Here is a 23213-nt window from a genome sequence, read left to right as displayed (position 1 = left end):
CCCAGTTTAACTGGGCTTTTTGGTCACTGAGCTTGGTGATGAGGTCAGTTTAATCATCACTACGAATACGATAATCATTGCCGGATACCGTGAAATTTCGACGGCCAAAGACCAGATACCACTAGACGACACAAAAGTCGCGAAGTAAGAGAACATCATATAAGTAACGGATAACAACAGAGTAAACAGTACACATTGAATCAGTGACAAGTACTCTCTTTGATTCTTCAGGGTAGTCGTCATGAGTGCTATAACAATCAGCACCACCAACCAAGCAGAAAAAACGGGTAACTGCCAGTAGTAAGCCAAAATAGCAGCAACCAAACTGATACCCCACCAGGCACGGCGAGAGCCCATGAACGTACGCGCTTGCTCCGTTCTTTTGATATCGAAACGAATAACATTCCAAGTAATTAACAGGCCGAGAAACACTCCTATAGCCATATCGGTAATAAATGCGCTTCCTGAATAAAACTTCGACAATATTAACCAAATGGTAGAAAGCCAGTAAGCCACACCAAACCGATGTCCACCTAGCCTCTCCTTTTCAGTCACAAGCAAGATACCAATACTGCTCCACACAGCAACTGGTAGGCTTGGAAAACTATTGCCGTAACTTGAGATCAGTTGCAGTGACGGTAGATAAACGTGAGGCCGAGGCAAGGTAAATCCTTGTTGAGCAAACAAACACACCAATGACGTTATGCTGATAGCAAAACTCGCTTTGTAGCAAACCGATTTACCACAACGCCAATAGAGCAAAGGAAAGAGAATAATCCCCCAAATAGGCGACGCCAATATATTCCCGCTAAATAAAAAATTATGGATAAAACTACGCCATTGTTCAGGCAATTTACTCACCCATAACTGGAAGGCTTGAATCCATTTCAGTTCAGTTTGATGAACACTCGGAGCTGCCTGAACAAGGTCTGTCACGAATTTAGTGGGCTGGTCGGTAACACGTTGAAACATCTCAATGGTTGAGTCCCACTCGTTGGGAAAACGATATTGCTCTGCATCCACATATAGCGGATCTATCAGCATTGCACTCGACACTTCAACACCATAATGCGGAGCAAACCAAACGGGTAACTCATATCCTCCCATTGAGTTACGGTATTGATAAGCAACAATTTCAGATGAACTGACACAATTAAAGAATACCGCTTTATCTGTATGACCTAGCTCTTCCCCAACCGTAACAACAATGCCAGTTTCTTCCCAGGTTTCTCTTTGAGCAGCAAGTTGTGGTGGTTCACCGGGTTTGATGGTACCACCGGGAATCGACAGTTGTTTGGTGATAATTTCCTTAACCAGAACAATCTTGTCATCCGCCTTAATCAGACACAAAGCGCCTTTATACGGAGTAGCTGATACTTCAGGCGTAGCAGAGCCCTCCTGCTCTTGGGCTTGAACAGGTAACAGGTATAAAAGCCAAAAAACGGCAAAAACTTCTAACAGCCGACGTTGAAACACTAAACTTACTCTACGTTATTTATTCGTTATATTAGTTATGCTTAACCGATTTTCTCAGCCATGCAATATGAGGCTCAAATCCTGAATCCTCATAGAAACGATGAGCATTTTGATTAAATGCCCACACCTCTACAAAGACTTGTTTAACGCCATAATCTATCAAGGTTGTTTCGAGCTTCTTATAAAGCAAAGTAGCAACACCCTGTTGGCGAAACTCAGGTAAAACATACAGTTCATCGATACTGCCCATAGGCACAGGTTTACTGACTGTCGAAATTAATTCACAAAAATGACCAGTGATAAAACCAATGATCGAATCATGTTGCTTGGCGACATAAACCAGACATTCCGGATCATCGAGATAGCGACCAATGCTTTTTTCCTGTTCGATTTCTTCAGCAGTTTTAAAATGTTCAGGACAGGCACAGTGATGCTCATGATGCAATTCATACATCAAATCATTGAGTACTTCTAAATCTTCTGCGCGAGCAGCAACAATCGAAAGGTTGGACATGGTTGTATGCCGTTAAAAATTAAGCTTATTTGGATTTTATAAGATAACGTTGAAAAGAGCACTGCTAACGGCGTTTATTTGAAATTAAAAAAGAAAACGTCCAATTAAGGACGTTTCTGTTGTTAGAGGCTATTTACTGGCTCCCGGTCTGCGTAATAAGACCAATAGAGGTAGCATGATGATGCACACGTACATCATAAAACGAAAATCTTGCAGATAACCGAAGATATACGCTTGCTTGGTCACCACGTTGTTTAAGTTCACTAACCCTGCGGTAGTTGAAAGATCGTAAACACCTTTCTGAACCGCATCTTGTAAAGCAGAGTTAAAGTGATTGATGTGTTCGGAGTAAACAGCATGGTTAATTTGCACACGGTGAGACAAATAAGTCGTCACCAAAGATATACCGATACTACTGCCTATGTTTCTCACTAAACTGTACAACGCGGTACCTTCATTCCGGTAACGAGGTGCTAACGTAGAGAAGGTTAATGTCGACAGCGGCACAAACACCAAACCTAAGCCAAGCCCCTGAACAGTACCTGTCCAGACAATTTCCCAACGTGTAATGTCTACTGAGAACTTAGTCATTTGCCACAGTGAAACAATCATCAGTAACAAACCAATCGTCACTAGATAGCGCAGATCCACTTTTCCTGATAAGCGCCCGACAATCATCATTCCGGTCATGGTTCCGAAACCACGGGGCGTCAGTAACAAACCGACATCCAGTACTGGATAGCCCATGAAGTTTTGTAAAAATGGCGGAAGTAGAGCCATCGTTGCCAGCAAAATTACCCCAATCATAAAGCCGAACAACAAACCGACAACGTAGTTTCGGTCTTTGAACATCATAGGATCAAGAAATGGCGCCCTATGGGTAAACATATGCACGGCAAACATGTAGAAGGTAATAACCGCTAAAGAAGCCTCAACGATCACTTCTAGGCTTGAGAACCAGTTAAGTGATTCTCCCCTATCCAAGAACATCTGTAAGCTACCGATCGCAATACCCAACAATGCAAAACCAAAAAGGTCAAAGCGGCGCTCAGGGTCGAGTTTGGTCTCTTTTACATAAGCCGCAATACCCAACCACGCCATAATGCCGAACGGTACGTTGATGTAGAATACCCAACGCCAATTGTAATACTCGGTCAACCAGCCGCCTAGTGATGGACCTAAGATAGGGCCAACCATGACACCAACACCCCACATTGCCATAGCGGAGCCATGCTGTTCTGTCGGGTAAGTATCGAGCAAAACGGACTGTGATAGTGGCACCAGACTGGCGCCAAAAATGCCCTGCAACAGACGGAACAAAATAATTTGTTCCAGAGATTGTGCTGCACCGCAAAGTACAGAAGCAAAAGTAAAACCCACCACTGAATACAAAAACAAGCGCTTACGACCAATGCGTGCAGCCACAAATCCCGTTAACGGCATCGCGATGGCTGAAGCAACAATATAAGACGTCAGTACCCAAGAAATCTGATCCTGAGTTGCGCTCATGGTGCCTTTCATATGAGGCAGTGCTACGTTTGCAATCGTGGTATCCAGCGCCTGCATAATAGTAGCGAGCATAACCGACAGCGTGATAAATGCCCGTTTGCTGGATGGTTCCTCTTCCGCTACTGCTTCGACGTGACTATTCATCGTCTAGCTCCGCTTACAGTGACAAGTGACGTTGATAGTGAGTATCAACCGTTACCACAGCACTCAAACCAGCACGCAATTTAGGCGCACCTTCTTCTTGATCTAAATGAATACGGATTGGTAAACGTTGCGCGATTTTCACCCAGTTACCCGTTGCGTTTTGTGCAGGAATAACCGAGAACTCAGCGCCCGTAGCTGGGCTTAAACTTTCCACTTTACCTTTCCAAGTAAAGCCTGGAGCGTAGTCTACTTTCACTTCAACCTCTTGACCGGCTTTCACATGAGTGAGCTCAGTTTCGGTGAAGTTTGCTTCAACCCAGATATCTGAATCCGACACCAACATCATTGCCAGACTTCCCGGTGAAATGTACTGACCTTTTTCAACCACTTTAGTCACAACACCATCAGCAGGTGCGTACAAACTCACGTGAGCAAGGTCATTTTCTGCTTTGTCGAGCGCAGCTACTGCTGCACGATATTTGGGATGCTGTTCAATAGGTGCATTTACGTCACCACCTAAGCTTTCTTCTACTTGTTTTAAGCCTTTTTTAAGCGCATTCACTTCGAGTTCAACCAGAAGCGTATTCTGACGAGCTGAATCATATTGTGATTGAGAGGTGTACTTCTTCTTCAGTAGGTCAAGTTGACGCTTTTCTTCTTTCTTCAGGTATTCGTGCTGGCTTTTTGATACTTCAATGTTAGCCAGTTTGCTTTGGTATTCAGCTTTCAATGTCGTTAGCGTGGTCTTTACATCATTCAAATTGGCGCGTGCTTGTTCGACGGCGATTTTGTATGACGTCGGATCAATTTGAAGCAGCAAGTCCCCTGCTTTCACAAACTGGTTCTCTTTCACTGGCACATCAACAATACGTCCAGAGACTTCAGAAGTGATGGAAGTTTTATCCGCTTTAACATAAGCATTTTCTGTTTCAACATATCTACCGCCATGCAGATAGATGGCGACACCGCCAGCCACAGCGAGTAAAGGGACGATAAAGAGCATAACGGCACGCTTGGTTTTACGACGCGATTTAGGCACTAATGTTGAAACCGGTTGTTCATGCTCTGGTTTGGAATTAGACATACGAGGTGTTCCTGAAAATTAAGACTTTGGTTTGTTTTCTAAAGAAAGATTGCTATGTATATGATTGAGCGTTTTAACAAACTGCTCGATTTCTTGTTCCGAAAGGCCGTCCAGCGCTTCTGCCCAGATACCATTGGCGACACTTTTCACCTTTTTGAGTTGCTCATCCGCCGCTGGAAGCAAATAAATGAGATGAGCACGTCTGTCTGTGGGATCAGGACGTCTTTCAACAAATCCTTCCTCAACCAGTGAATCGATCACTCTGACTAACGTCATAGGTTTGATGTCTAACACTTCCGCCAAATCGACCTGTTTAACACCTTGTCGACAAGCGATGTGCGACAACGCTTTTGCTTGAGCCAGCGTTAAGCATGTAGAACTCGACGCAGATTCGTAGCGTTTACGTACGATGCGAGTCACATCCCAAAGCAAATACCCTATCGATGGAGTTGTCATAACATTACCTATGTTGGTTGTTTTTGAGGTTTACAGGATGGTACATGTAACAAGTTATTACATATAGTAAGCATTACTTATTATATGTAAAGCCTATTGATTCATTAAATTTATACATAGAACAGTAACTCTCTGTTTTTCAAAATGTTTCAAAGTGTAATTTTTTTAAGTTCTAGAAGGTGAAGAGAAAGATGGAAAATGATGGAGCAAAAAAAGTGCCCCGAGAACGGAGCACAAATGTTCGCCATGAACATAGAAGTAGAAAATATGTACCAACAACAGCAGATTAAACGTGCAGAACTTTCTCTAGCTCATTCAAACTACCTGGGTCATCAATTGTAGAAGGGACAGTGTAACTTTCTCCGTCTGCAATCTGACGGATAATACGGCGTAATATCTTTCCTGAACGAGTCTTCGGTAAGCGCTCTACCACCAAAGCATGTTTAAAGCATGCGACGGCACCAATATGGCTACGAACACTACTGATCAATTCAGATTCCAACGAGTCTAGATCAACTTTTACACCGTCTTTCAATACAACTAGGCCCAATGGAAGCTGGCCTTTGAGTTCATCATGCACACCGACAACCGCGCATTCTGCCACCGCTGGGTGTGCGCCAACAATCTCTTCCATCTCACCAGTTGAGAGTCGGTGTCCAGCAACGTTAATCACATCATCAATTCGTCCCATGATGAACAGGTACCCGTCTTCATCCAGATAACCACCATCACCCGACACATAATAATCAGGGAACTGGGCTAAATACCCCGTTTCGAAGCGATCATGGTTACGCCAAACTGTCGTTAAGCAGCTTGGTGGCAACGGCCTTTTCAGTGCCACAAACCCCTGTTGGTTGGGCGGAAGAACCTCACCCACTTCGTTTAAAATTTCGACCTGATAGCCCGGAATCGGCTTAGTCGCAGACCCCGCTTTTACAGGCATCAGTTCAATACCTGTCGGGTTGCCCGCAATTGCCCATCCTGTTTCTGTTTGCCACCAGTGATCAATCACAGGTTTGTTGGTTTTCTCTTGCACCCACTCTAGAGTTGGTGGGTCTAATCGCTCACCAGCCATAAAAATCGTTTTCAGATGATTCAGATTGTACTTCTCTAAAAGATCGCCATTCGGGTCTTCTTTCTTAATGGCACGGAAAGCCGTTGGCGCAGAGAACAAAGCCGTCACCTTGTATTCCTGACAAACACGCCAGAAAGCGCCCGGATCCGGCGTTCTTACAGGTTTACCTTCGTATAAAATCGTCGTGCAACCATGAATAAGCGGCGCGTACACAATGTAGGAATGCCCTACTACCCAGCCCACATCTGACGCTGCCCAAAACACGCCGTCTTGCGGCATATCGTAGATACAGCTCATTGAGTACTTCATGGCAACGGCGTGTCCACCGTTATCACGAACCACGCCTTTCGGCTTACCCGTGGTACCTGAGGTATAGAGAATGTAGAGCGGGTCTGTTGCCAACACGGGTACACACGCATGAGGCAGCGCTTTCTCGAACTGTGCGCTCCAATCTAAATCGCGTTCGTTATCTAGGTCTGCTAGGCATTCTGGACGTTGGAATACCACCACTTTCTCTGGTTTCCAGCGGCTATCCATAATGGCTTTATCGACCATAGGCTTGTATGGAATAACCTTATTGATTTCAATGCCGCACGAAGCTGTCATGATCACTTTAGGTTCGGCATCTTCAATACGAACGGCAAGCTCGTTTGGTGCAAAACCACCGAATACCACAGAATGGATTGCACCAAGACGAGCACAAGCTAACATCGCCATTGCCGCTTCCGGGATCATCGGCATATAGATAATCACTCGGTCACCCTTGGTGACACCTTGGTCAGCTAGCATGCCAGCGATACGCGCTACAGTGTCACGTAATGCGAAATAGCTATAACGCTGTTTCTTACCTGTCACAGGCGAATCATAAATGAGTGCGGTTTGGTCGCCTCGACCTTGCTCGCAGTGATAATCCAATGCAAGCCAAGATGTATTGAGCAAACCATCGGGATACCAGCGTTCGATGCCGTTTTCATCTTTCTTTAAAATAGTTTGCGGAAATTCAAACCAGTCGATTTTCTGGGCTTGCGCATGCCAGAACGATTCCGGTTGCTCTTTTGCCCATAGATATTCCTTCAAATACGCAGACATTGTGCTTCTCCTTTTTATACCCCAAGTTTTGTCGCCAAAGGCAACTTGGAATAATGTTCTGGCTTAACAAGTTTCTATGGTTTCAGCGGGAACTCTTACCCATCCTTCCATTAACACTCGTGCGCTGCGACTCATCACGGCTTTTTCTACTTTCCAGCCGTTTTGTTCTGTCGCACTGGCTTTTGCCCCTACCCTTAATGTTCCAGACGGGTGACCAAAAGTAACAGATTGTTTTTCTCCACCACCAGCAGCCAAATTAACTAAGGTGCCGGGTACGCAAGCCGCCGCAGCGATGGAGACGGCAGCTGTCCCCATCATTGCGTGGTGCAATTTACCCATAGAGAGCGCTCTAACCAGTACATCAACATCTGACTCTAGAACGGTTTTACCACTCGACGATTGATACGTTTTCGGCTTCGCAACAAACGCCACTTTAGGCGTATGCTGGCGTATTTTCGCCTCTTCTATATCTTGGATTAAGCCCATCTTTAACGCGCCATAAGCGCGAATTTTTTCAAACATTGCCAATGCTTCGACGTCGTTATTGATGTCATCTTGCAATTCTGTGCCCTGATAGCCAATCGCAGCCGCATCAACAAAAACAGTCGGTATTCCTGCATTAATCATGGTGACATTGAGCGTACCAACGTCCGGGACGACTAAATCGTCCACCAAATTACCCGTTGGGAACATAGAACCTTCACCGTCAGCAGGATCCATAAAATCGACTTGAATTTCAGCGGCAGGGAAAGTCACACCGTCCAGTTCGAAATCACCCGTTTCCTGAACCAAACCATTAACGATAGGCACATGAACCACAATAGTTTTGCTGATATTCACCTGCCACACGCGCACTTCTACTATGCCGTTGTCAGGAATCCGCGATTCAGGAATGAGACCGGCATGAATAGCAAACGGTCCAATGGCTGCAGATAAGTTGCCGCAATTACCACTCCAATCGACAAACGGACTATCGATAGACACCTGACCGAACAGATAATCAACATCGTGATCAGCACGTTCACTTTTCGACACGATCACAGTCTTGCTTGTGCTGGACGTTGCCGCTCCCATACCATCAATTTGTTTGCCATAAGGATCTGGACTGCCAATAACGCGCATCAGAAGTTTATCGCGCGCCTCCCCCGCAACTTGCGCTGCTGTTGGTAAGTCATCAAGCTTAAAAAACACGCCTTTACTGGTTCCACCACGCATGTAGGTTGCAGGAACTTTTACTTGAGAAGCCATTCTCTACCTCCTACTGCGCTAAAAAATCTTGAGCAAAGCGTTGCAATACACCGCCTGCGTTATACACATTCACTTCATCAGCAGTATCCAATCGACACGTTACCGCCACATCCAGCTTTTCACCGTTGCTACGAGTAATGACCAATGCCAAATCCACACCCGGTTTAATTTCACCTACCACATCGTAAAGTTCAGTACCATCCAAGGACAAAGTTTTGCGATTCACGCCGTTTTTAAACTGCAATGGAAGTACGCCCATGCCGACTAAGTTTGTGCGGTGAATTCGTTCAAAGCCTTCTGCGACGATCGCTTCAACACCAGCAAGACGAACACCTTTGGCAGCCCAGTCTCGCGATGAACCTTGTCCGTAATCTGCACCCGCAACAATAATCAACGGTTGTTTACGTTCCATGTAGGTTTCAATCGCTTCCCACATGCGAGTCACTTTGCCTTCTGGTTCAATACGAGCGAGAGAGCCCTGCACCACTTCACCATTTTCCTTCACCATTTCGTTAAACAGTTTCGGGTTAGCAAAGGTTGCACGTTGCGCGGTTAAGTGATCGCCACGGTGTGTCGCATAAGAGTTAAAATCTTCTTCTGGTACATTCATCTTCGTCAGGTATTCCCCTGCCGCGCTGGATGCCAGAATCGCATTCGAAGGCGACAAATGGTCAGTAGTGATGTTGTCACCCAATACCGCTAATGGACGCATACCTTTTAAAGTTCTTTCTCCAGCTAGCGCGCCTTCCCAATATGGTGGTCGACGAATATAGGTACTCATCGGGCGCCAGTCATACAGTGGGCTGCTGCTCTTTTCCGCGTCATCCAGTTTAAACATCTGAATGTAGACTTGATTAAACTGCTCTGGTTTAACGTGTTGACCCACAACTTGATCGATCTCTTCATCACTTGGCCAAACGTCATTGAGATAAATAGGATTGCCATTTGCGTCATGGCCTAACGCATCACGTTCAATATCAAAACGAATGGTGCCCGCTAAAGCATACGCAACCACAAGCGGCGGAGACGCCAGAAATGCTTGTTTGGCATAAGGATGAATACGACCATCGAAGTTACGGTTACCAGACAATACCGCGGTAGCGTATAGGTCCCGGTCAATGATCTCCTGCTGAATCACAGGATCTAACGCACCACTCATACCATTACAGGTAGTACAAGCATACCCAACAATTCCGAACCCTAGCTGTTCAAGTTCGGGTAATAATCCTGCTTCTTCTAGATAAAGTTTTGCCACTTTAGAACCTGGTGCGAATGAAGTTTTCACCCAAGGTTTGCGAACCAGCCCTAGCTGATTGGCTTTTTTAGCCAGCAAACCGGCAGCAACCACGTTGCGAGGGTTGCTGGTGTTGGTACAAGAGGTAATTGCCGCGATGATCACTGCACCGTCCGGCATTTCTCCCTCGACCTCTTCCCACTTACCCGCAATACCGCGAGCAGCTAGTTGAGAAGTAGGCAGGCGACGATGCGGATTGGAAGGACCAGCTAAGTTGCGCTCTACGCTTGATAAATCAAACTCAAGCACACGCTCATATTCTGCGTTTTCAAGGCTATCAGACCATAAGCCCGTCTCTTTAGCGTATTGCTCAACTAAGGCAACTTGCTCAGCATCGCGACCAGTCAGTTTTAGGTAGTTGATGGTCTGCTCATCGATGTAGAACATACCCGCGCTCGCACCGTATTCTGGTGTCATGTTAGAGATGGTTGCACGGTCACCGATGGTGAGATCTTTGGCACCTTCACCGAAGAATTCTAAGTAGCACGAGACTACTTTTTCATTACGCAGAAATTCGGTAATAGCCAACACAATGTCAGTAGCGGTAATACCCGGTTTACGCTTACCAGTCAGTTTCACACCAACGATGTCCGGTAAACGCATCATTGAAGGACGACCTAGCATGACGGTTTCAGCTTCTAATCCACCAACACCGATAGCAATTACACCGAGTGAATCGACGTGTGGCGTATGACTGTCTGTCCCCACACAAGTATCAGGAAATGCGACGCCATCTTTAAGTTGAATCACTGGCGACATTTTTTCTAGGTTGATCTGGTGCATGATGCCGTTACCCGCAGGGATAACACTGACATTCTCAAATGCGGTTTTACACCATTCGATAAAATGAAATCGGTCTTCGTTACGACGTTCTTCTATCGCACGGTTTTTATCAAAGGCTTCGGGATCGAATCCGGCATGTTCAACAGCAAGCGAGTGATCAACGATCAGCTGAGTTTCAACCACTGGGTTAACTTTGGCTGGATCACCACCCTGATCTGCAATCGCATCACGCAGACCAGCAAGGTCAACTAAGGCGGTTTGTCCTAAAATATCGTGGCAGACCACACGAGCTGGATACCAAGGGAAATCCATATCGCGTTTGCGTTCAATAATCTGTTTTAGTGAATCAACTAATGTTTCAGGATCGCAGCGTCGCACTAAATTTTCCGCAAGTACGCGCGAAGTATAAGGCAGCTTTTCGTAAGCATTTGGAGATATCTGATTAACGGCTTCACGAGTGTCAAAATAACTAATCTGGCTTCCCGGAAGCGTTTTTTTATAAGTATTGTTCATCGCTTCTTCCTTCTCACTCCGTCCTATTTGATTTTGTAAGAGTGGCTTTAATGTGTATTAAACAAGGCGCTGCACTTTATAAGTACAGCGCCTTTTAGACGGTTAACTACGTTTTTCGATTGGCACCCATTCTTGATGATCTGGGCCAGTGTAATCTGCGCTTGGACGAATAATTCGGTTATTCGCACGTTGCTCGTACACATGTGCTGCCCAACCAGTTAAACGACTCATCACAAATATTGGCGTGAATAGCTTAGTTGGAATGCCCATAAAGTGATAAGCAGAGGCGTGGAAGAAATCAGCGTTACAGAACAGGTCTTTTTCACGTTTCATCACGGCTTCGACACGTTCAGAAACAGCGTAAAGTTGTTTATCACCAACAAATTCAGAAAGTTCTTTTGACCATCGTTTGATCAGTGCATTACGCGGATCGCTTTCTCGATAGATAGCATGACCAAAGCCCATGATTTTGTCTTTGTTCGCCAGCATCCGCATTATGTTTTGTTCTGCTTCATCCGGTGTCTGCCAGTTTTCAATCATTTCCATCGCAGCTTCGTTTGCACCACCATGCAGTGGTCCTCGCAAAGTGCCGATCGCAGCTGTCACACATGAGTGCAAGTCAGATAACGTTGAAGCACACACACGTGCAGCAAAAGTTGAAGCATTGAATTCGTGCTCAGCATAAACAATCAATGAAGTATGCATCACTTGTTTAAACAGCTCGCTTGGCACTTTATCTGTCAGCATTTTTAAGAAGTAACCACCAATCGAATCTTCGCTGCGATCTTCGGTATCAATGCGCACGCCGTCATGGCTGAATCTATACCAATAACAGATAATGGCTGGGAACAAGGCTAACATTCTTTCCGTAGCGGCAACTTGTTGTGAAAAATCTTGTTCAGTTTCTAAGTTACCTAGCATTGAACAACCAGTGCGCATCACATCCATGGGATGAGCGTCTGCTGGAATTAACTCAAGTGCTTCTTTGAGAGGTTGTGGTAAGCCACGCAAACCAATCAGACGCGTTTTGTATTGGTCTAATTCAGTTTGGTTTGGCAAATGCCCTACTAACAGTAAATGAGCAACTTCTTCAAACTGTGCATGGTTGGCTAAATCTGTGATGTCGTAACCACGGTAAGTTAGACCTGTACCTGTTTTACCAACCGTACATAAAGCGGTGCTTCCAGCACTTTGACCGCGTAGGCCAGCTCCGCCTAGCTCTCCTTTAGGGGAATGAGGCATGTTGAACTCCTTTTGTCGCTTTGCTTCGGGCTATAAAAGCCGACCTCCTTGGGTCCACCTCGTGGGTGCTTTTGCTCAGCAGTTTCACGTTATTGGATTATTAGAGAAAACGTAAGCTATACGTTTACTATGTTTCTATGTTTCTTTAAAAGCCTTGTCTAAACACTATTTTCAGTTTTCTTGGGCTTCCCCACTTACAGCACAGCTACAAGTAGGGATTGAATCTTGATTACGGTTACTTGCTAAACAGTTGGTCTAGCTTGTCTTCGTAACTGTGGTAATTCAGATATTCATACAACTCTTTTCGCGTTTGCATACTATCGAGCAGAGCTTCCTGATTACCGTTTTCCAAAATATGGCTGTAAACCATTTCAGCCGCTTTGTTCATTGCACGGAATGCACTGAGCGGGTAAAGCACCATATCGACTTTTGATTTCCCTAGCTCTTCGCAGTTGTACAGAGGTGTTTGACCAAATTCAGTAATGTTGGCAAGAATTGGGACGTGTTTACCTGTTGCTGAATGCAGAGCCGTTGAAAAACGTTCATATTGTTGAAGTTCCGTCATAGCTTCTGGGAAGATCATATCTGCACCCGCTTCAACACAAGCAATGGCACGTTCAATGGCACTGTCCATACCTTCCACGGCAAGCGCATCAGTACGAGCCATAATCACAAACTCTGGGTTATAGCGAGCATCAACCGCGGCTTTAACTCGATCAGCCATCTCTTCCAAACTAACAATGGCTTTATTCGGACGGTGACCACAACGTTTTTGCGCCACTTGGTCTTCCATGTGAACCGCAGCAGCACCCGCTTTTTCCATAGCTTTAATAGTGCGACCAATGTTGAAAGCACCACCAAAACCAGTGTCGATATCGACAAGAAGTGGTAAGTCACACGCATTAGTAATGCGGTCAACATCCACCAGTACGTCATTGAGTGTGGTGATTCCAAGATCCGGTAATCCGTATGACGCATTGGCAATGCCGCCACCAGAAAGATAAATCGCTTGGTGGCCCAATTTTTTCGCCATCATGGCGCAATATGGGTTTATAGTGCCAACAATCTGTAGTGGGTTATTGGTTTTAACTGCAAGTCGAAACTTTGCTCCTGGGCTCAACATGTGATTCTCCTTAATCTAGATCTTTAGCTTCGCTTAGAATCTGTTGTTCTATTAAACGTCGGCTTCTTGATATGTGGCGACGCATCAGCATTTCTGCCAGCTCTTCATCTCTATTACGAATCGCTTGCAGGATAAATTTATGTTCGTCCAAAGCTTCAACAGGACGAGACTGTGCACGTGGAGACTGGTATCGATACATGCGCAGCAAGTGATAAAGCTCATCACACAGAAGAGAAACTAGCTGACTATTGCGGCTTGCCTTAATAATGCGATAGTGAAAGTCAAAATCACCTTGCTGGTGGAAGTAAGAGGCACCGTCAACTTGATCGATATGTGCAGAGTGTGTCGACAATAGTGTTTCCAAACCTGCAATTTCGATTTCTGTGATATTACGAGCAGCAAGACGCGCCGCCATTCCTTCTAATGCTTCACGCACAGCGTATAGCTCTACTAACTTTTCAGATGAGAATTGAATGACTCGTGCGCCAACATGAGGAATTCGTTCAATTAAGCCTAAACCTTCAATGCGCATTAACGCTTCACGCAAAGGTCCGCGGCTTACTTGAAAACGCTTGGCTAGCTCAGGCTCAGAGATCTTGCTACCAGGAGCAATTTGCCCTTCTACAATCGCTTCAATTAAATACTCTGTCAGGTTTTCTGACTTGGTATTTTCTTTGTCGCTGTTCGCTGGCTTTTTTAATTCACTATTCATGTTGTCTCTTCATTTTGCTTGTTCAGCGCTCTGTTGCTTAAACGCTCATCAAGGAATGACGTTACTTTAGACGATCAGATTGTCGACAATCAAGCTAATTGTCGACAACTTAGACTAAGGTATAACATTAGCAATTTATCATTAAAGGCAACAAATTACCCTAACCTAATGTATTTTAATATTTATGTGATTATTTCGTTTTATAGGGAGGGAAATGGGTTGTCGACAACATTAATGAAAAACAAAATGTGTCGACAATAAACAAGATCTTTTCTATTGAAAGCCTTGATCTTGTAGAGACAGAATCAAAGAAGATTGAAGTCGACACTAGGAAGGGATTCGAATCCGGGTTTGGCAAAATAGTAACCTTGCATTAAATCGATACCGGCATCTTTCAAGAAAATTACCTCTTCTTTGGTCTCGATACCCTCTGCAAGCGGCGTAATATTAAGTTCTGCAAACATAGCCAAACAATGTTTTATGATCGTTTGTTTAACAGGGTCCTTATCTATGTTTCGGATTAACTCCATATCCAGTTTAACGATGTCTGTTTGAAAGCCTGACAAAAGATTCAACCCTGAGTAACCCGATCCAAAATCATCAACCGCCGTTCTGAAACCTAAATTTTTGTAACACTCAACAATGTGCTTTATGTGCGCATTATCTTTAACTTGTTCCACTTCCGTAAATTCAAACATGATGTTTTCGATTGGGAAGCTGTACTCCTTTGCAGCTTCTAACGTGGTACGAATACAAAGTTCTGGTCGATACACGGCATTAGGCAGAAAGTTAATACTCAAAACAGCATCAATATATAGCTTCGAAGCAAGAGCAATTGCCTTAACTCGACAAAGTTGATCAAACCGGTATCTGTTTTCATCATTCACTTTCTCAATAACAGATAACGCCGATTCATTATGCGTTCCTCTTACCAATGCTTCATAGCCAAATACCGTTTGGGTTGAATATTGAATAATGGGTTGAAAGGCCATTGTGAAGTCAAAGCCAAGATCGCTATTCTCTAAGCATTGTTTGCAAGACATCTTATTGTAATCCGCAGGTTTAACTGTTTTATCAATCATATCTGTTAGTTTTTAAAACGTTATTTATATTGAAGTTAGCTGTTAGCAGACGTTTAAGCAAAACGAATTCATCTTGGGTCAACTATAGAGCACAATTTGTATACCTAGTGTTCTGAAGACCAATTTGGGGATGCTCAGGAGCAAAGGAAATTACCTGACGATGCTTTTATAACGATTTGGAAAGCACTTTTAAATTAGGTGGGTATAAGGGAGAGCTAAACAAGTAACTCTCCCCAAAAAGATAGCTGAAATTAACAACCAACCTTCAGTTTAATTAAATTAGTGTGCTCAATATGAGACTTTATTTGTTGTCTAAGCTTCTATTAACGAAGATAAGCAGAAAAATGTTTGCTCAACTCATTGATATGCTCAGGACCTATGCCACAACAACCGCCAATCAAACTCGCGCCTTGCTTATGCCATTTGTCTGCAATCTCTGCGTATACGGTTAGATTGAGATCATCACGGAGTTCATCTAATCCGTCATTCGCTGTTGCTTCTTTTGTTGTAGGGGGAAATGCATTTGCATAAACACCAAGTTGAATCCCTTCGGCATTAAGTGATTCCAGCGTCGTTCTCGCAACAATTAAAGCATCTTCCATAATTTCTGGTTGACTGCAGTTAAACAAAATTGCATTCACATTCAGTGCTGCCATAGCTTCAACCGCCTGTTTAACAGTCTCGCCTGAGCGAAGCTGCGGTACGTCAGTTTTCTCACTGTCGTTTAGGGTAAATGAAACCCAAAATGGCTTATTTCCTGTTCCTAGTGCTCTTACCTGTTGATAAATAGTAGTGGATTCTGCAATCAGACTCTGTGTTTCAGCAAGCCATACATCAATATGAGCATCTAGCCCTTTGATAAGTGGCGACGCAATCTTTTCTGCATTTTCAGGTTGATAGAGATCGGCGCGATATGAGCCAAACAATGGAGGAATAGAACCCGCAACTAACGTTTGCTTACCTTCTGCAACAACTGCTTCTCTGGCGACCTTTCCCGCTCGGTCTGCCAATAGTTGAGCTTGAGCATCGAAGCACTCTTGACCAATGTGGAAAGGCACAAGTGCATAACTGTTAGTCGTAATTACTTGAGCACCATTTTGAATGAATGAACGGTGTACTTCACCCACAACTTCCGGCGCTTCCATCATAGCCAATGCTGACCACTCTGGCTGACGAAATGGAGCTCCACGGCGCTTCAACTCTCTGCCCATACCGCCATCTAATATGGTAACCAACTGCTGACCTGACATACAAACTCCCTTATATTCTTTATTTAGATGTATAGACGTCTGCAGACTAATATGACTTCTCCAACGAATCAATCTCTTTTGTAAGTTAAAGTGGCCAAATACAAGCGTTAGAGAAGCGATACAGAGAAAACAAGTCCTTCCCTACTAACAGTGGGTTCAAGCGATCCTCATTTGACCTTTCAGTACCGTAACTGCCTTGCCAGAAAGCTTTACTGTATTAACGTCGAGCTGCTCAACATCAACAAAACCACCCCGACGTGACGCTTGGTACCCTTTCAACTTAGTTTTATTAAGTACCGTTGACCAATAGACGCTCAGAGCACAGTGTGCTGAACCTGTTACAGGGTCTTCGTTAACGCCAACCCAAGGTGCGAAATATCGAGATACGAAGTCCACGTCATCCTTCGATTTAGCTGTAACCACTAGGCCTCGACCTTTGAGTTTAAGAAGACCACTAAAATCGGGATTAAGTTGATGCAGATGTGCTTCGTCATTAATGACGATCAACTGTTTAGAATCAAAGCAGCCGTAATCAACAACTTGGGGTCTTGGTATACCTAAACGTTCAATGAGTTGTTCGTCAATTTCCACGTCCATACTTAGTTCAGGTGCAGGAAATGTAAGATGAATATCCTCAGTTCCCAACTCAGCCGTTAACACACCAGATAGAGTATTAAATTCAATACGGTCACCAACTTGATACAGCCCCTGCTCTTGTAAAACATGCGCAACCGCTAGAGTGCCGTGACCACAAAGCTTTACTTCAACCTCAGGAGTAAACCAACGTAACTGCATCGTGTCTGTCACCAAAAATGCGGTTTCTGAGACCGCCATTTCAGCAGCAATTGCGAACATTGTAGATTCATCTAGCGCGGTATCGGTAATACACACCCCTGCTGGATTGCCTTTGAAAACTTCAGAAGTGAATGAGTCGACTTGATAGACGTATAGCTCCACAGGTATTTCCTTATTTTCCAATGGTTGACAGTTAATCTAATCTTGAGGGTTTTGCTTTGCGTTAATATCCGCATAGGTGTGCAAAAGCTCTGTGAGCGCATTAACCCAACCAAATGCATCGACGGGGGCTTTAGCCAACAACTGTTCAACCAGTTCACAATGTGTTTCGAGCGTAATCGCTTGCTCCAAGTTGAACGATATCGCATAGAAGTGCCAAAGAACCAAGCGGGTCATTCTTTCACTGTTCTGTTTAGCATTTTCTGAATCATCAAAAGCTTGTTGAATTTCACTTAGCGCAATGGCTGTCATACGCAGCATTGCATCTAAACGCGCTGACATCATGCGTTCTTCACTATCAACTTCTTCTTGTTCAAACGTAAAGATTTCATTCATTACGTCTTCAGGAACCATTTTGCTGATCATTCTCACGCTGAATTCTTCCAATTCATGGCGAGGCATAGTTACAAGGCAGTCAAAGGAGTAATCACGAGTCATAATAGTCTTCTGGCGGATAGTTATTCTGAGCGCGTATTCTACCATCCTTTTTACAGCTGTAGCCCGTTTAATAGCACTTCAATCAAACAGGCTTTATTCCTGCTCAACAAAAATCAGCTTATCCGTATCAAAACCACGCTCTTTCGCCATTTGGACAAATTGAGTTATAACTTCAGATTCTACGGTTGGCGTCCTCGCTAATAGCCACAGATAGTGAGTATTAGGACCTGAGATAAATGCATAGTCATAATTGTTACGCTCTAAGGCAAAAACCACATATGAGCCGTAAAATGGACCGAAGAATGAAACTTTGAGGTAACCTTCTGAATCACTATTGACAAAGTAAGCTTTGCCTTCAGCTTCTTTCCATTCATCGTCACTTGCCGAATATCCTCTATTTAATACCGACACCCCGCCATCATCTCGAAGCGAATACTCAGCCGTGACCTGACTTAACCCTTCTTCAAAAGAGTGGTCTAGACGCGCAATTTCGTACCATTTACCAAGGTAATTTTGAAGTTCGAAGCCACTTACAGGCTTTACTGTTTCCGGCATGCCAAGACAGCCACCTAAAATCAGCGCGCTGATGACGAGCAAAATTTTCTTCATGAAGCCTCCCAAAGACACATGTTTCTTAACTCGTTTATTTTTCTACCGCTTTAGCCAGTAAATACTTCGGCATTGAAACTGAACAGATTTATGACCGCAGATGCCTAGGCGTAGACAAAAAGATTGGAACACAAGTAGTTATCTACTTAATTAAGTTAAGGATATCTTTAAATTCCGGCGCGCGACAGTCTTCTACCAACTCATAGAGACACATCTCTAACCCCGTGATATCAACTCCGGAGCTGACCAGTTTCTGTATCGCGAGATCTTTATTCGATTGGTCACGAGATGAAACACAGTCTGAGACTAGATGAACCTCAAAACCCATTGCTTTGAGATGGATAACCGTTTGATACACACATATATGAGCCTCAATGCCACAAACTAACCAAGAGGTTTTACCGGATGCTCTAATTGCGTCTACAAAAGCAGGCTCTCTACAGGCATCAAAAGTAAATTTTCTAATTGGATTTTGAACATTCAGTAGCGTTTGCAACTCTTCAACCGTCTTCCCCAGTTTGTCTGGGTTTTGTTCTAGCCAAATAGTGGGTAACTGAAGAACTTGTGCTCCTTTAACCAATTTTGCACAGTTTGAAATCACCGCTTCACTGCCAGAGACTATTCTGGCAAGTTTTCCCTGCACATCTACAACTATCAGGCCTGTATTTTCCTTGTTAAGCATCTAGATTCCTTGATTAAGCAATAATTTATTATGTACACAAAGACATCAAGCAAAGGGTGTTTTACCATTAAACACGAACGCCTAATAACCTCAAGGCCAGCTCACACTGGACTACGTTTTCAAACTGAATCACCGATATTCCGACGAATTCTGCCCCTTTCACATTATTTGGCATATCATCAATAAACACCGTTTCAGATGCATTTAGAGCATAACGAGAAAGCAGTAACTGGTAGATCTCAGGTTGAGGTTTCAACAGCCCCACTTCTGCTGAAACGATTGCTCCATCAAACAAATCCCAAAATGTGTAGGTTGATTTTAAGTGGGAGACAATTTCGTGAACATTGTCAGTTAACGCTAGAACATTGAAACCGGCAGATTTACAGCGTTTTATTAGGTCAACAGAGCCATAAATGAGTATTTGAGTTTGTTTCACGTAATAAAACAGGCGTTCACATTCTAATTCCGTTAAACCTAGCGCGTCCTTATATTGAGCCTTCGCTTCGTTTTCTGTTATTTCACCTTTATTCAAACGTAGCCAAGTTTCAGACTGGAATATTAACTTCGCTCTTTCTTCAACAGTATTGCTATCGCCAAATGTGAGTCTGATAATCTCCAGCGGAGCCCAACGAACGACAACATTGCCGATGTCAAAAACTACGTTTTTAATCTCATCAGAACTCATTTTCTGTCTCCTTTCCAAAGACCATAAAGGGGTAAAACTCAATCAACCCATTGTTCCAAAACTGCAAAAACCGACTTAAAAACTTCGCATGTTATTTGTTGCTACGTCGTAGTTACTCGTTACCAATTTTCTTCGACATATTAAAGCCCGTAATAACAAAGCCGACTTCTTGATACAGTTTGAGGGCTCGCTCATTTTGATAAGCGACTCTCAACTTTATTTGCTTAACACCTGCATCTTGCATCTGTTTTTCCAAAGCTGAGATGGCTTGAGTTCCAAAGCCAAAACCTCGATACTCAGCGGACACAAAGAAATCATATATAAAAGTAGACTGTTCAGAGACATTAACTGAGTGCCACAAATAACCAACAAGGATCAACTGCCCCTCAACGTCAGCTTCAATACATAACAATTCATGCTCACACCCCTCTAAACCATTGGGGAAGCAACGGTTCAGTTCCTTTTTAGCCTGCTCGGTTGCCAACTCTATAGAGTGACCATAATTAGCTGCTATTTCTTGACTGTAATCGTCGATAAAGTAGTGACAATAAGCAGGATATTCTTCTTGTCGCATTTTCCTAAGCACAACCATATTTATTCCTTTTAATGCGACATGTAAGAACCTTTCGCAACAGCGTTAATAGTACGTACAATGCCAAAACTAAATTACTAATATAAAAACGGCTTACTTGAACATGATCGTCCAAGAACCCGACGGTAGTGTACGTTACAAGCGTAAGCAATAGCTTGTTAAGATTCTGCTGCCACCCTCAACACTCACACTGTTCACTAGGCTTCTATGTCTTGTGGTGTTCAATTGTCAGTTGCCAGAGACATAATGGCTTGTTGAATAGAAGAAAACTGTATTTTAGTTATGCACATAGCTGCTTTAGAAAACTCATGTTCTCTAACTAAATGAGTGACATCCTCTAAAGAGAGACACTCACCTTCTGGTTCATACCTGTAGCCTTTCTCAGCCGTTTTTATTGCGTAACATTGACCACTAATATCAATTAAACGGTCTGCACTATCCCAAATTAGTGCATTTAACTCGTTACTCAACTGAATCTCAGAGGACATAAACATCAGTTCCGCATCACCATCTAACTTAAAAACACATGGCCACTGAATCATCTTTTCTCCGTAAACATAACATTTTCATCATGTGTATAGTACAGCTGTTCCCTGCACACTTCATGAATAAAACGTCTTTAATTTAGTAGCCTAGCATAGGGCAAGTCGTCCCTAGAAGAGGTAAGTGTTTACGCAGCTTATAAGTTAAAGCCAACTCTAGACAGTGCTTGATAGGCGTTTCTGGTAGCGGTTCTGATAAGGACAAGATTATTGCTCTATTTCCTTGAAACTCTAGCTCTTCACTATACAGCTCTCGGAAAGTATCAATTAGGCTGGTTTGACAATTAAAGAACAGATAATAATTATTGGGTGACTTCATTTTCCAGTTCAATCTTACGGGACTGCCAGTTGTAACACTGTAGCTTGGCTCACCCCATTTTAGAGACTCCTCAACTTCCCCTAAATTCAATTCAGTGGCAATTTGAAGAACTAAGCTTCTCAGTTTCTCTAATCGAACTCGAGCGCTCTCAGGATATTCATCAAAGCGATCCTTAACTAATTTGTCCATTGGATACCCCATCCACCAACACCGTGCTTATGGGTAAAAACCATACCATAGAACCCGAAAAAATTTGTCATCACCCTAAAGCCAATCCGTATAACTACTAGATAAGCATCTGAAATAAAGGGGGTAAAATGACAGAATCAAATAAGCTAGACGTCTTAATCTAAACACACCAAAAGATTGCCCCCTTACTTGAAACCCTATTATGTTCCCTTTTCAACGCTCAAATGAAAGCACAATGAAACATACCGGAAACCTTTAACAAACCGATATGACTCGACTCTCTAATACTGTATTAGCTTCTGCTCGCTCAATGATTTTTAACAATACCGACTGAATCGCTTCGTCTTCTCTTACGTCTTTATCACTCGTGAATCGTTGTATTTGAGGCTCGCTATTCTCTTCAGATAAAAAGGTGATAGCGACTTCCGTAGCCATAGCTGTTGTTTTACCGAAATACTCTATTGAGATTTGCGGATAACCCTTGAAACCTCTTTGTACTCGTTTCAATATTCGTTTTTTCGCTTTATCCACATTCATCAGTAAATCCTTTTTGTTTGCTCAACTAAAAACATAATGGCTAGCCTAAGTAGCTGCAAACCACAACTAAACCCCAAATAACCAACGCAGGTTTGCAGTTTGGCTTCAACACCTGTTTATAGGTTTGCTATTGCTTATCGGCAAAATAGGCCATGATTTCTTCCGTTGTCATTTCCTTAGTCTCATTGGTAAAGCAATAATAACTTGGGCGCATATCACTAAAATATTGCATATCCATTTCTAACCCTTCTAGATTGGGAAATAGGCCCACTGGCATGTTGTATTCACCTGTTTCTTTTAATTTATAGAACAAATGAGTTCCGCATTCAGTGCAGAAACCTCGAGAAGCCCAAGAAGAAGACTCGTACATTTTTACTTTCTCGCCGCCCTCTACTTTCACTTGAGTACCACATTTCACAGCAAAGAATGGAGCACCTCCCCAAGTTCGGCATGACTGACAGTGGCAAACCGTGAACTTAGGATTGATGTTTTCAGCCGTAATTTTTACGGAACCGCAAAGGCATCTCGCCTCAGAATAAGCCATTGATATATCTCCTAAATTGTTGATAAAACACCCAATTAAGTAGCATACATCGCTACCAACCTAGCCCATTATTGCGTAGACACTAAATCTGATTCAAATCAAACCCGCCATGGATTTGCAATCCGACTTTAGCTCCTTTTTATCTATAAACGCTATGAGATAACACACCTTTAATTATTAGTATTACTTACGATTATGACAGTGATAGTCACCCGTTTTATGATTTGTATGACATCCACTGGAATTGGTACCGCCAGAGTGACCAAATGCAGCTGATGTAACACCTAGACTAACCAGAAAAATTAGAATTACCTTGCTCATTTTTATTACCAGACATTTCAGCTCTACCCTGAGCAAGACAATAGTTACACTTAAGCAATTAAATAAATATTGGGTATGTCATATTTTATAGCACGTAACGCCGCACGACAGAGTGAATGGATACTTAGACCAACCGCATACCAAACT

24 protein-coding genes are annotated in these 23213 nt (G+C 43.4%); all 24 read right to left on the bottom strand.

From position 1 onward, the window contains the following. Positions 1–6: 6 nt before the first annotated feature. Positions 7–1476 carry a bifunctional NUDIX hydrolase/phosphatase PAP2 family protein gene (locus HUO09_RS04635; protein ID WP_373563678.1) on the bottom strand — a complete coding sequence of 490 codons (1470 nt, stop codon included), beginning with the start codon at positions 1474–1476 and terminating at the stop codon, positions 7–9. Positions 1477–1507: 31 nt separating this feature from the next. Beyond that, positions 1508–1990, bottom strand: coding sequence for a GNAT family N-acetyltransferase (locus HUO09_RS04630; protein ID WP_188233115.1), 483 nt, complete (start codon positions 1988–1990; stop codon positions 1508–1510). 129 nt (positions 1991–2119) lie between these two features. Beyond that, positions 2120–3643: a DHA2 family efflux MFS transporter permease subunit gene (locus HUO09_RS04625; protein ID WP_188233114.1), complete on the bottom strand. Its 1524-nt coding sequence runs from the start codon at positions 3641–3643 to the stop codon at positions 2120–2122. Positions 3644–3656: 13 nt separating this feature from the next. Beyond that, on the bottom strand, positions 3657–4727 hold the full coding sequence (locus HUO09_RS04620; RefSeq protein ID WP_188233113.1) for an HlyD family secretion protein: 1071 nt from the start codon (positions 4725–4727) through the stop codon (positions 3657–3659). Between the two features lie 18 nt (positions 4728–4745). After that, entirely contained in the window at positions 4746–5183 is a 438-nt protein-coding gene (locus tag HUO09_RS04615) for a MarR family winged helix-turn-helix transcriptional regulator (protein WP_102954912.1), read from the bottom strand. 286 nt (positions 5184–5469) lie between these two features. Continuing rightward, positions 5470–7347, bottom strand: coding sequence for a propionyl-CoA synthetase (locus HUO09_RS04610; protein ID WP_167412234.1), 1878 nt, complete (start codon positions 7345–7347; stop codon positions 5470–5472). Between the two features lie 63 nt (positions 7348–7410). Next, a complete protein-coding gene (prpF, locus tag HUO09_RS04605; protein ID WP_188233112.1) occupies positions 7411–8595 on the bottom strand; it encodes a 2-methylaconitate cis-trans isomerase PrpF in 1185 nt (394 codons plus the stop codon). A 10-nt stretch (positions 8596–8605) separates the two neighbouring features. Further along, positions 8606–11185: a Fe/S-dependent 2-methylisocitrate dehydratase AcnD gene (acnD, locus tag HUO09_RS04600; RefSeq protein ID WP_188233111.1), complete on the bottom strand. Its 2580-nt coding sequence runs from the start codon at positions 11183–11185 to the stop codon at positions 8606–8608. A 102-nt stretch (positions 11186–11287) separates the two neighbouring features. After that, positions 11288–12427, bottom strand: a complete 1140-nt coding sequence (gene prpC / locus HUO09_RS04595) for a 2-methylcitrate synthase (RefSeq protein ID WP_188233110.1) — start codon at positions 12425–12427, stop codon at positions 11288–11290. 235 nt (positions 12428–12662) lie between these two features. Continuing rightward, positions 12663–13550: a methylisocitrate lyase gene (prpB, locus tag HUO09_RS04590; protein WP_167412238.1), complete on the bottom strand. Its 888-nt coding sequence runs from the start codon at positions 13548–13550 to the stop codon at positions 12663–12665. A 10-nt stretch (positions 13551–13560) separates the two neighbouring features. Beyond that, positions 13561–14262, bottom strand: a complete 702-nt coding sequence (locus tag HUO09_RS04585) for a GntR family transcriptional regulator (RefSeq protein WP_167412239.1) — start codon at positions 14260–14262, stop codon at positions 13561–13563. A gap of 305 nt (positions 14263–14567) precedes the next feature. Continuing rightward, positions 14568–15305: an EAL domain-containing protein gene (locus HUO09_RS04580; RefSeq protein WP_223159320.1), complete on the bottom strand. Its 738-nt coding sequence runs from the start codon at positions 15303–15305 to the stop codon at positions 14568–14570. A 362-nt stretch (positions 15306–15667) separates the two neighbouring features. Next, positions 15668–16594, bottom strand: a complete 927-nt coding sequence (locus tag HUO09_RS04575; protein ID WP_188233108.1) for a homocysteine S-methyltransferase family protein — start codon at positions 16592–16594, stop codon at positions 15668–15670. Positions 16595–16750: 156 nt separating this feature from the next. Then, positions 16751–17551, bottom strand: coding sequence for a PhzF family phenazine biosynthesis protein (locus tag HUO09_RS04570; RefSeq protein ID WP_188233107.1), 801 nt, complete (start codon positions 17549–17551; stop codon positions 16751–16753). Between the two features lie 36 nt (positions 17552–17587). Next, positions 17588–18046, bottom strand: a complete 459-nt coding sequence (locus HUO09_RS04565) for an exoribonuclease R (RefSeq protein ID WP_188233106.1) — start codon at positions 18044–18046, stop codon at positions 17588–17590. Positions 18047–18139: 93 nt separating this feature from the next. Further along, positions 18140–18655, bottom strand: coding sequence for a lipocalin family protein (locus HUO09_RS04560; protein WP_188233105.1), 516 nt, complete (start codon positions 18653–18655; stop codon positions 18140–18142). A gap of 142 nt (positions 18656–18797) precedes the next feature. Continuing rightward, entirely contained in the window at positions 18798–19337 is a 540-nt protein-coding gene (locus tag HUO09_RS04555) for a hydrolase (RefSeq protein WP_188233104.1), read from the bottom strand. Between the two features lie 67 nt (positions 19338–19404). Then, positions 19405–20022 (bottom strand): HAD family phosphatase, encoded by a 618-nt coding sequence (locus tag HUO09_RS04550; RefSeq protein WP_188233103.1) that lies wholly within the window; start codon positions 20020–20022, stop codon positions 19405–19407. Positions 20023–20134: 112 nt separating this feature from the next. Beyond that, on the bottom strand, positions 20135–20614 hold the full coding sequence (locus HUO09_RS04545; protein ID WP_188233102.1) for a GNAT family N-acetyltransferase: 480 nt from the start codon (positions 20612–20614) through the stop codon (positions 20135–20137). Between the two features lie 221 nt (positions 20615–20835). Then, positions 20836–21156, bottom strand: a complete 321-nt coding sequence (locus HUO09_RS04540; protein ID WP_188233101.1) for a DUF4144 family protein — start codon at positions 21154–21156, stop codon at positions 20836–20838. 82 nt (positions 21157–21238) lie between these two features. Beyond that, positions 21239–21664, bottom strand: coding sequence for a DUF1801 domain-containing protein (locus tag HUO09_RS04535; RefSeq protein WP_188233100.1), 426 nt, complete (start codon positions 21662–21664; stop codon positions 21239–21241). A gap of 255 nt (positions 21665–21919) precedes the next feature. Next, positions 21920–22201 carry a hypothetical protein gene (locus HUO09_RS04530; RefSeq protein WP_175579712.1) on the bottom strand — a complete coding sequence of 94 codons (282 nt, stop codon included), beginning with the start codon at positions 22199–22201 and terminating at the stop codon, positions 21920–21922. A 127-nt stretch (positions 22202–22328) separates the two neighbouring features. After that, entirely contained in the window at positions 22329–22745 is a 417-nt protein-coding gene (locus tag HUO09_RS04525) for a GFA family protein (RefSeq protein WP_167412249.1), read from the bottom strand. A gap of 183 nt (positions 22746–22928) precedes the next feature. Further along, complete coding sequence (locus HUO09_RS04520; protein ID WP_167412250.1) at positions 22929–23066, bottom strand: YHYH domain-containing protein; 138 nt, start codon at positions 23064–23066, stop codon at positions 22929–22931. Positions 23067–23213 lie beyond the last annotated feature (147 nt).

This window comes from Vibrio sp. Y2-5 (assembly GCF_014596725.1).
Lineage (GTDB): Bacteria > Pseudomonadota > Gammaproteobacteria > Enterobacterales > Vibrionaceae > Vibrio.
This window is presented reverse-complemented; position numbering and strand designations above follow the sequence as displayed.

What these genes read in the sequence shown, in the direction of transcription:
- HUO09_RS04580 (WP_223159320.1), bottom strand. Translation starts at nt 15,305, where the DNA reads ATGTCTTGCAAACAATGCTTAGAGAATAGCGATCTTGGCTTTGACTTC.
- HUO09_RS04550 (WP_188233103.1), bottom strand. Translation starts at nt 20,022, where the DNA reads ATGAGTTCTGATGAGATTAAAAACGTAGTTTTTGACATCGGCAATGTT.
- prpC (WP_188233110.1), bottom strand. Translation starts at nt 12,427, where the DNA reads ATGCCTCATTCCCCTAAAGGAGAGCTAGGCGGAGCTGGCCTACGCGGT.
- HUO09_RS04520 (WP_167412250.1), bottom strand. Translation starts at nt 23,066, where the DNA reads ATGAGCAAGGTAATTCTAATTTTTCTGGTTAGTCTAGGTGTTACATCA.
- HUO09_RS04560 (WP_188233105.1), bottom strand. Translation starts at nt 18,655, where the DNA reads ATGAAGAAAATTTTGCTCGTCATCAGCGCGCTGATTTTAGGTGGCTGT.
- prpF (WP_188233112.1), bottom strand. Translation starts at nt 8,595, where the DNA reads ATGGCTTCTCAAGTAAAAGTTCCTGCAACCTACATGCGTGGTGGAACC.
- HUO09_RS04620 (WP_188233113.1), bottom strand. Translation starts at nt 4,727, where the DNA reads ATGTCTAATTCCAAACCAGAGCATGAACAACCGGTTTCAACATTAGTG.
- HUO09_RS04615 (WP_102954912.1), bottom strand. Translation starts at nt 5,183, where the DNA reads ATGACAACTCCATCGATAGGGTATTTGCTTTGGGATGTGACTCGCATC.
- HUO09_RS04565 (WP_188233106.1), bottom strand. Translation starts at nt 18,046, where the DNA reads ATGACTCGTGATTACTCCTTTGACTGCCTTGTAACTATGCCTCGCCAT.
- HUO09_RS04545 (WP_188233102.1), bottom strand. Translation starts at nt 20,614, where the DNA reads ATGGTTGTGCTTAGGAAAATGCGACAAGAAGAATATCCTGCTTATTGT.
- HUO09_RS04630 (WP_188233115.1), bottom strand. Translation starts at nt 1,990, where the DNA reads ATGTCCAACCTTTCGATTGTTGCTGCTCGCGCAGAAGATTTAGAAGTA.
- acnD (WP_188233111.1), bottom strand. Translation starts at nt 11,185, where the DNA reads ATGAACAATACTTATAAAAAAACGCTTCCGGGAAGCCAGATTAGTTAT.
- HUO09_RS04585 (WP_167412239.1), bottom strand. Translation starts at nt 14,262, where the DNA reads ATGAATAGTGAATTAAAAAAGCCAGCGAACAGCGACAAAGAAAATACC.
- HUO09_RS04535 (WP_188233100.1), bottom strand. Translation starts at nt 21,664, where the DNA reads ATGGACAAATTAGTTAAGGATCGCTTTGATGAATATCCTGAGAGCGCT.
- HUO09_RS04530 (WP_175579712.1), bottom strand. Translation starts at nt 22,201, where the DNA reads ATGAATGTGGATAAAGCGAAAAAACGAATATTGAAACGAGTACAAAGA.
- HUO09_RS04575 (WP_188233108.1), bottom strand. Translation starts at nt 16,594, where the DNA reads ATGTCAGGTCAGCAGTTGGTTACCATATTAGATGGCGGTATGGGCAGA.
- HUO09_RS04525 (WP_167412249.1), bottom strand. Translation starts at nt 22,745, where the DNA reads ATGGCTTATTCTGAGGCGAGATGCCTTTGCGGTTCCGTAAAAATTACG.
- HUO09_RS04555 (WP_188233104.1), bottom strand. Translation starts at nt 19,337, where the DNA reads ATGCTTAACAAGGAAAATACAGGCCTGATAGTTGTAGATGTGCAGGGA.
- HUO09_RS04540 (WP_188233101.1), bottom strand. Translation starts at nt 21,156, where the DNA reads ATGATTCAGTGGCCATGTGTTTTTAAGTTAGATGGTGATGCGGAACTG.
- HUO09_RS04610 (WP_167412234.1), bottom strand. Translation starts at nt 7,347, where the DNA reads ATGTCTGCGTATTTGAAGGAATATCTATGGGCAAAAGAGCAACCGGAA.
- prpB (WP_167412238.1), bottom strand. Translation starts at nt 13,550, where the DNA reads ATGTTGAGCCCAGGAGCAAAGTTTCGACTTGCAGTTAAAACCAATAAC.
- HUO09_RS04625 (WP_188233114.1), bottom strand. Translation starts at nt 3,643, where the DNA reads ATGAATAGTCACGTCGAAGCAGTAGCGGAAGAGGAACCATCCAGCAAA.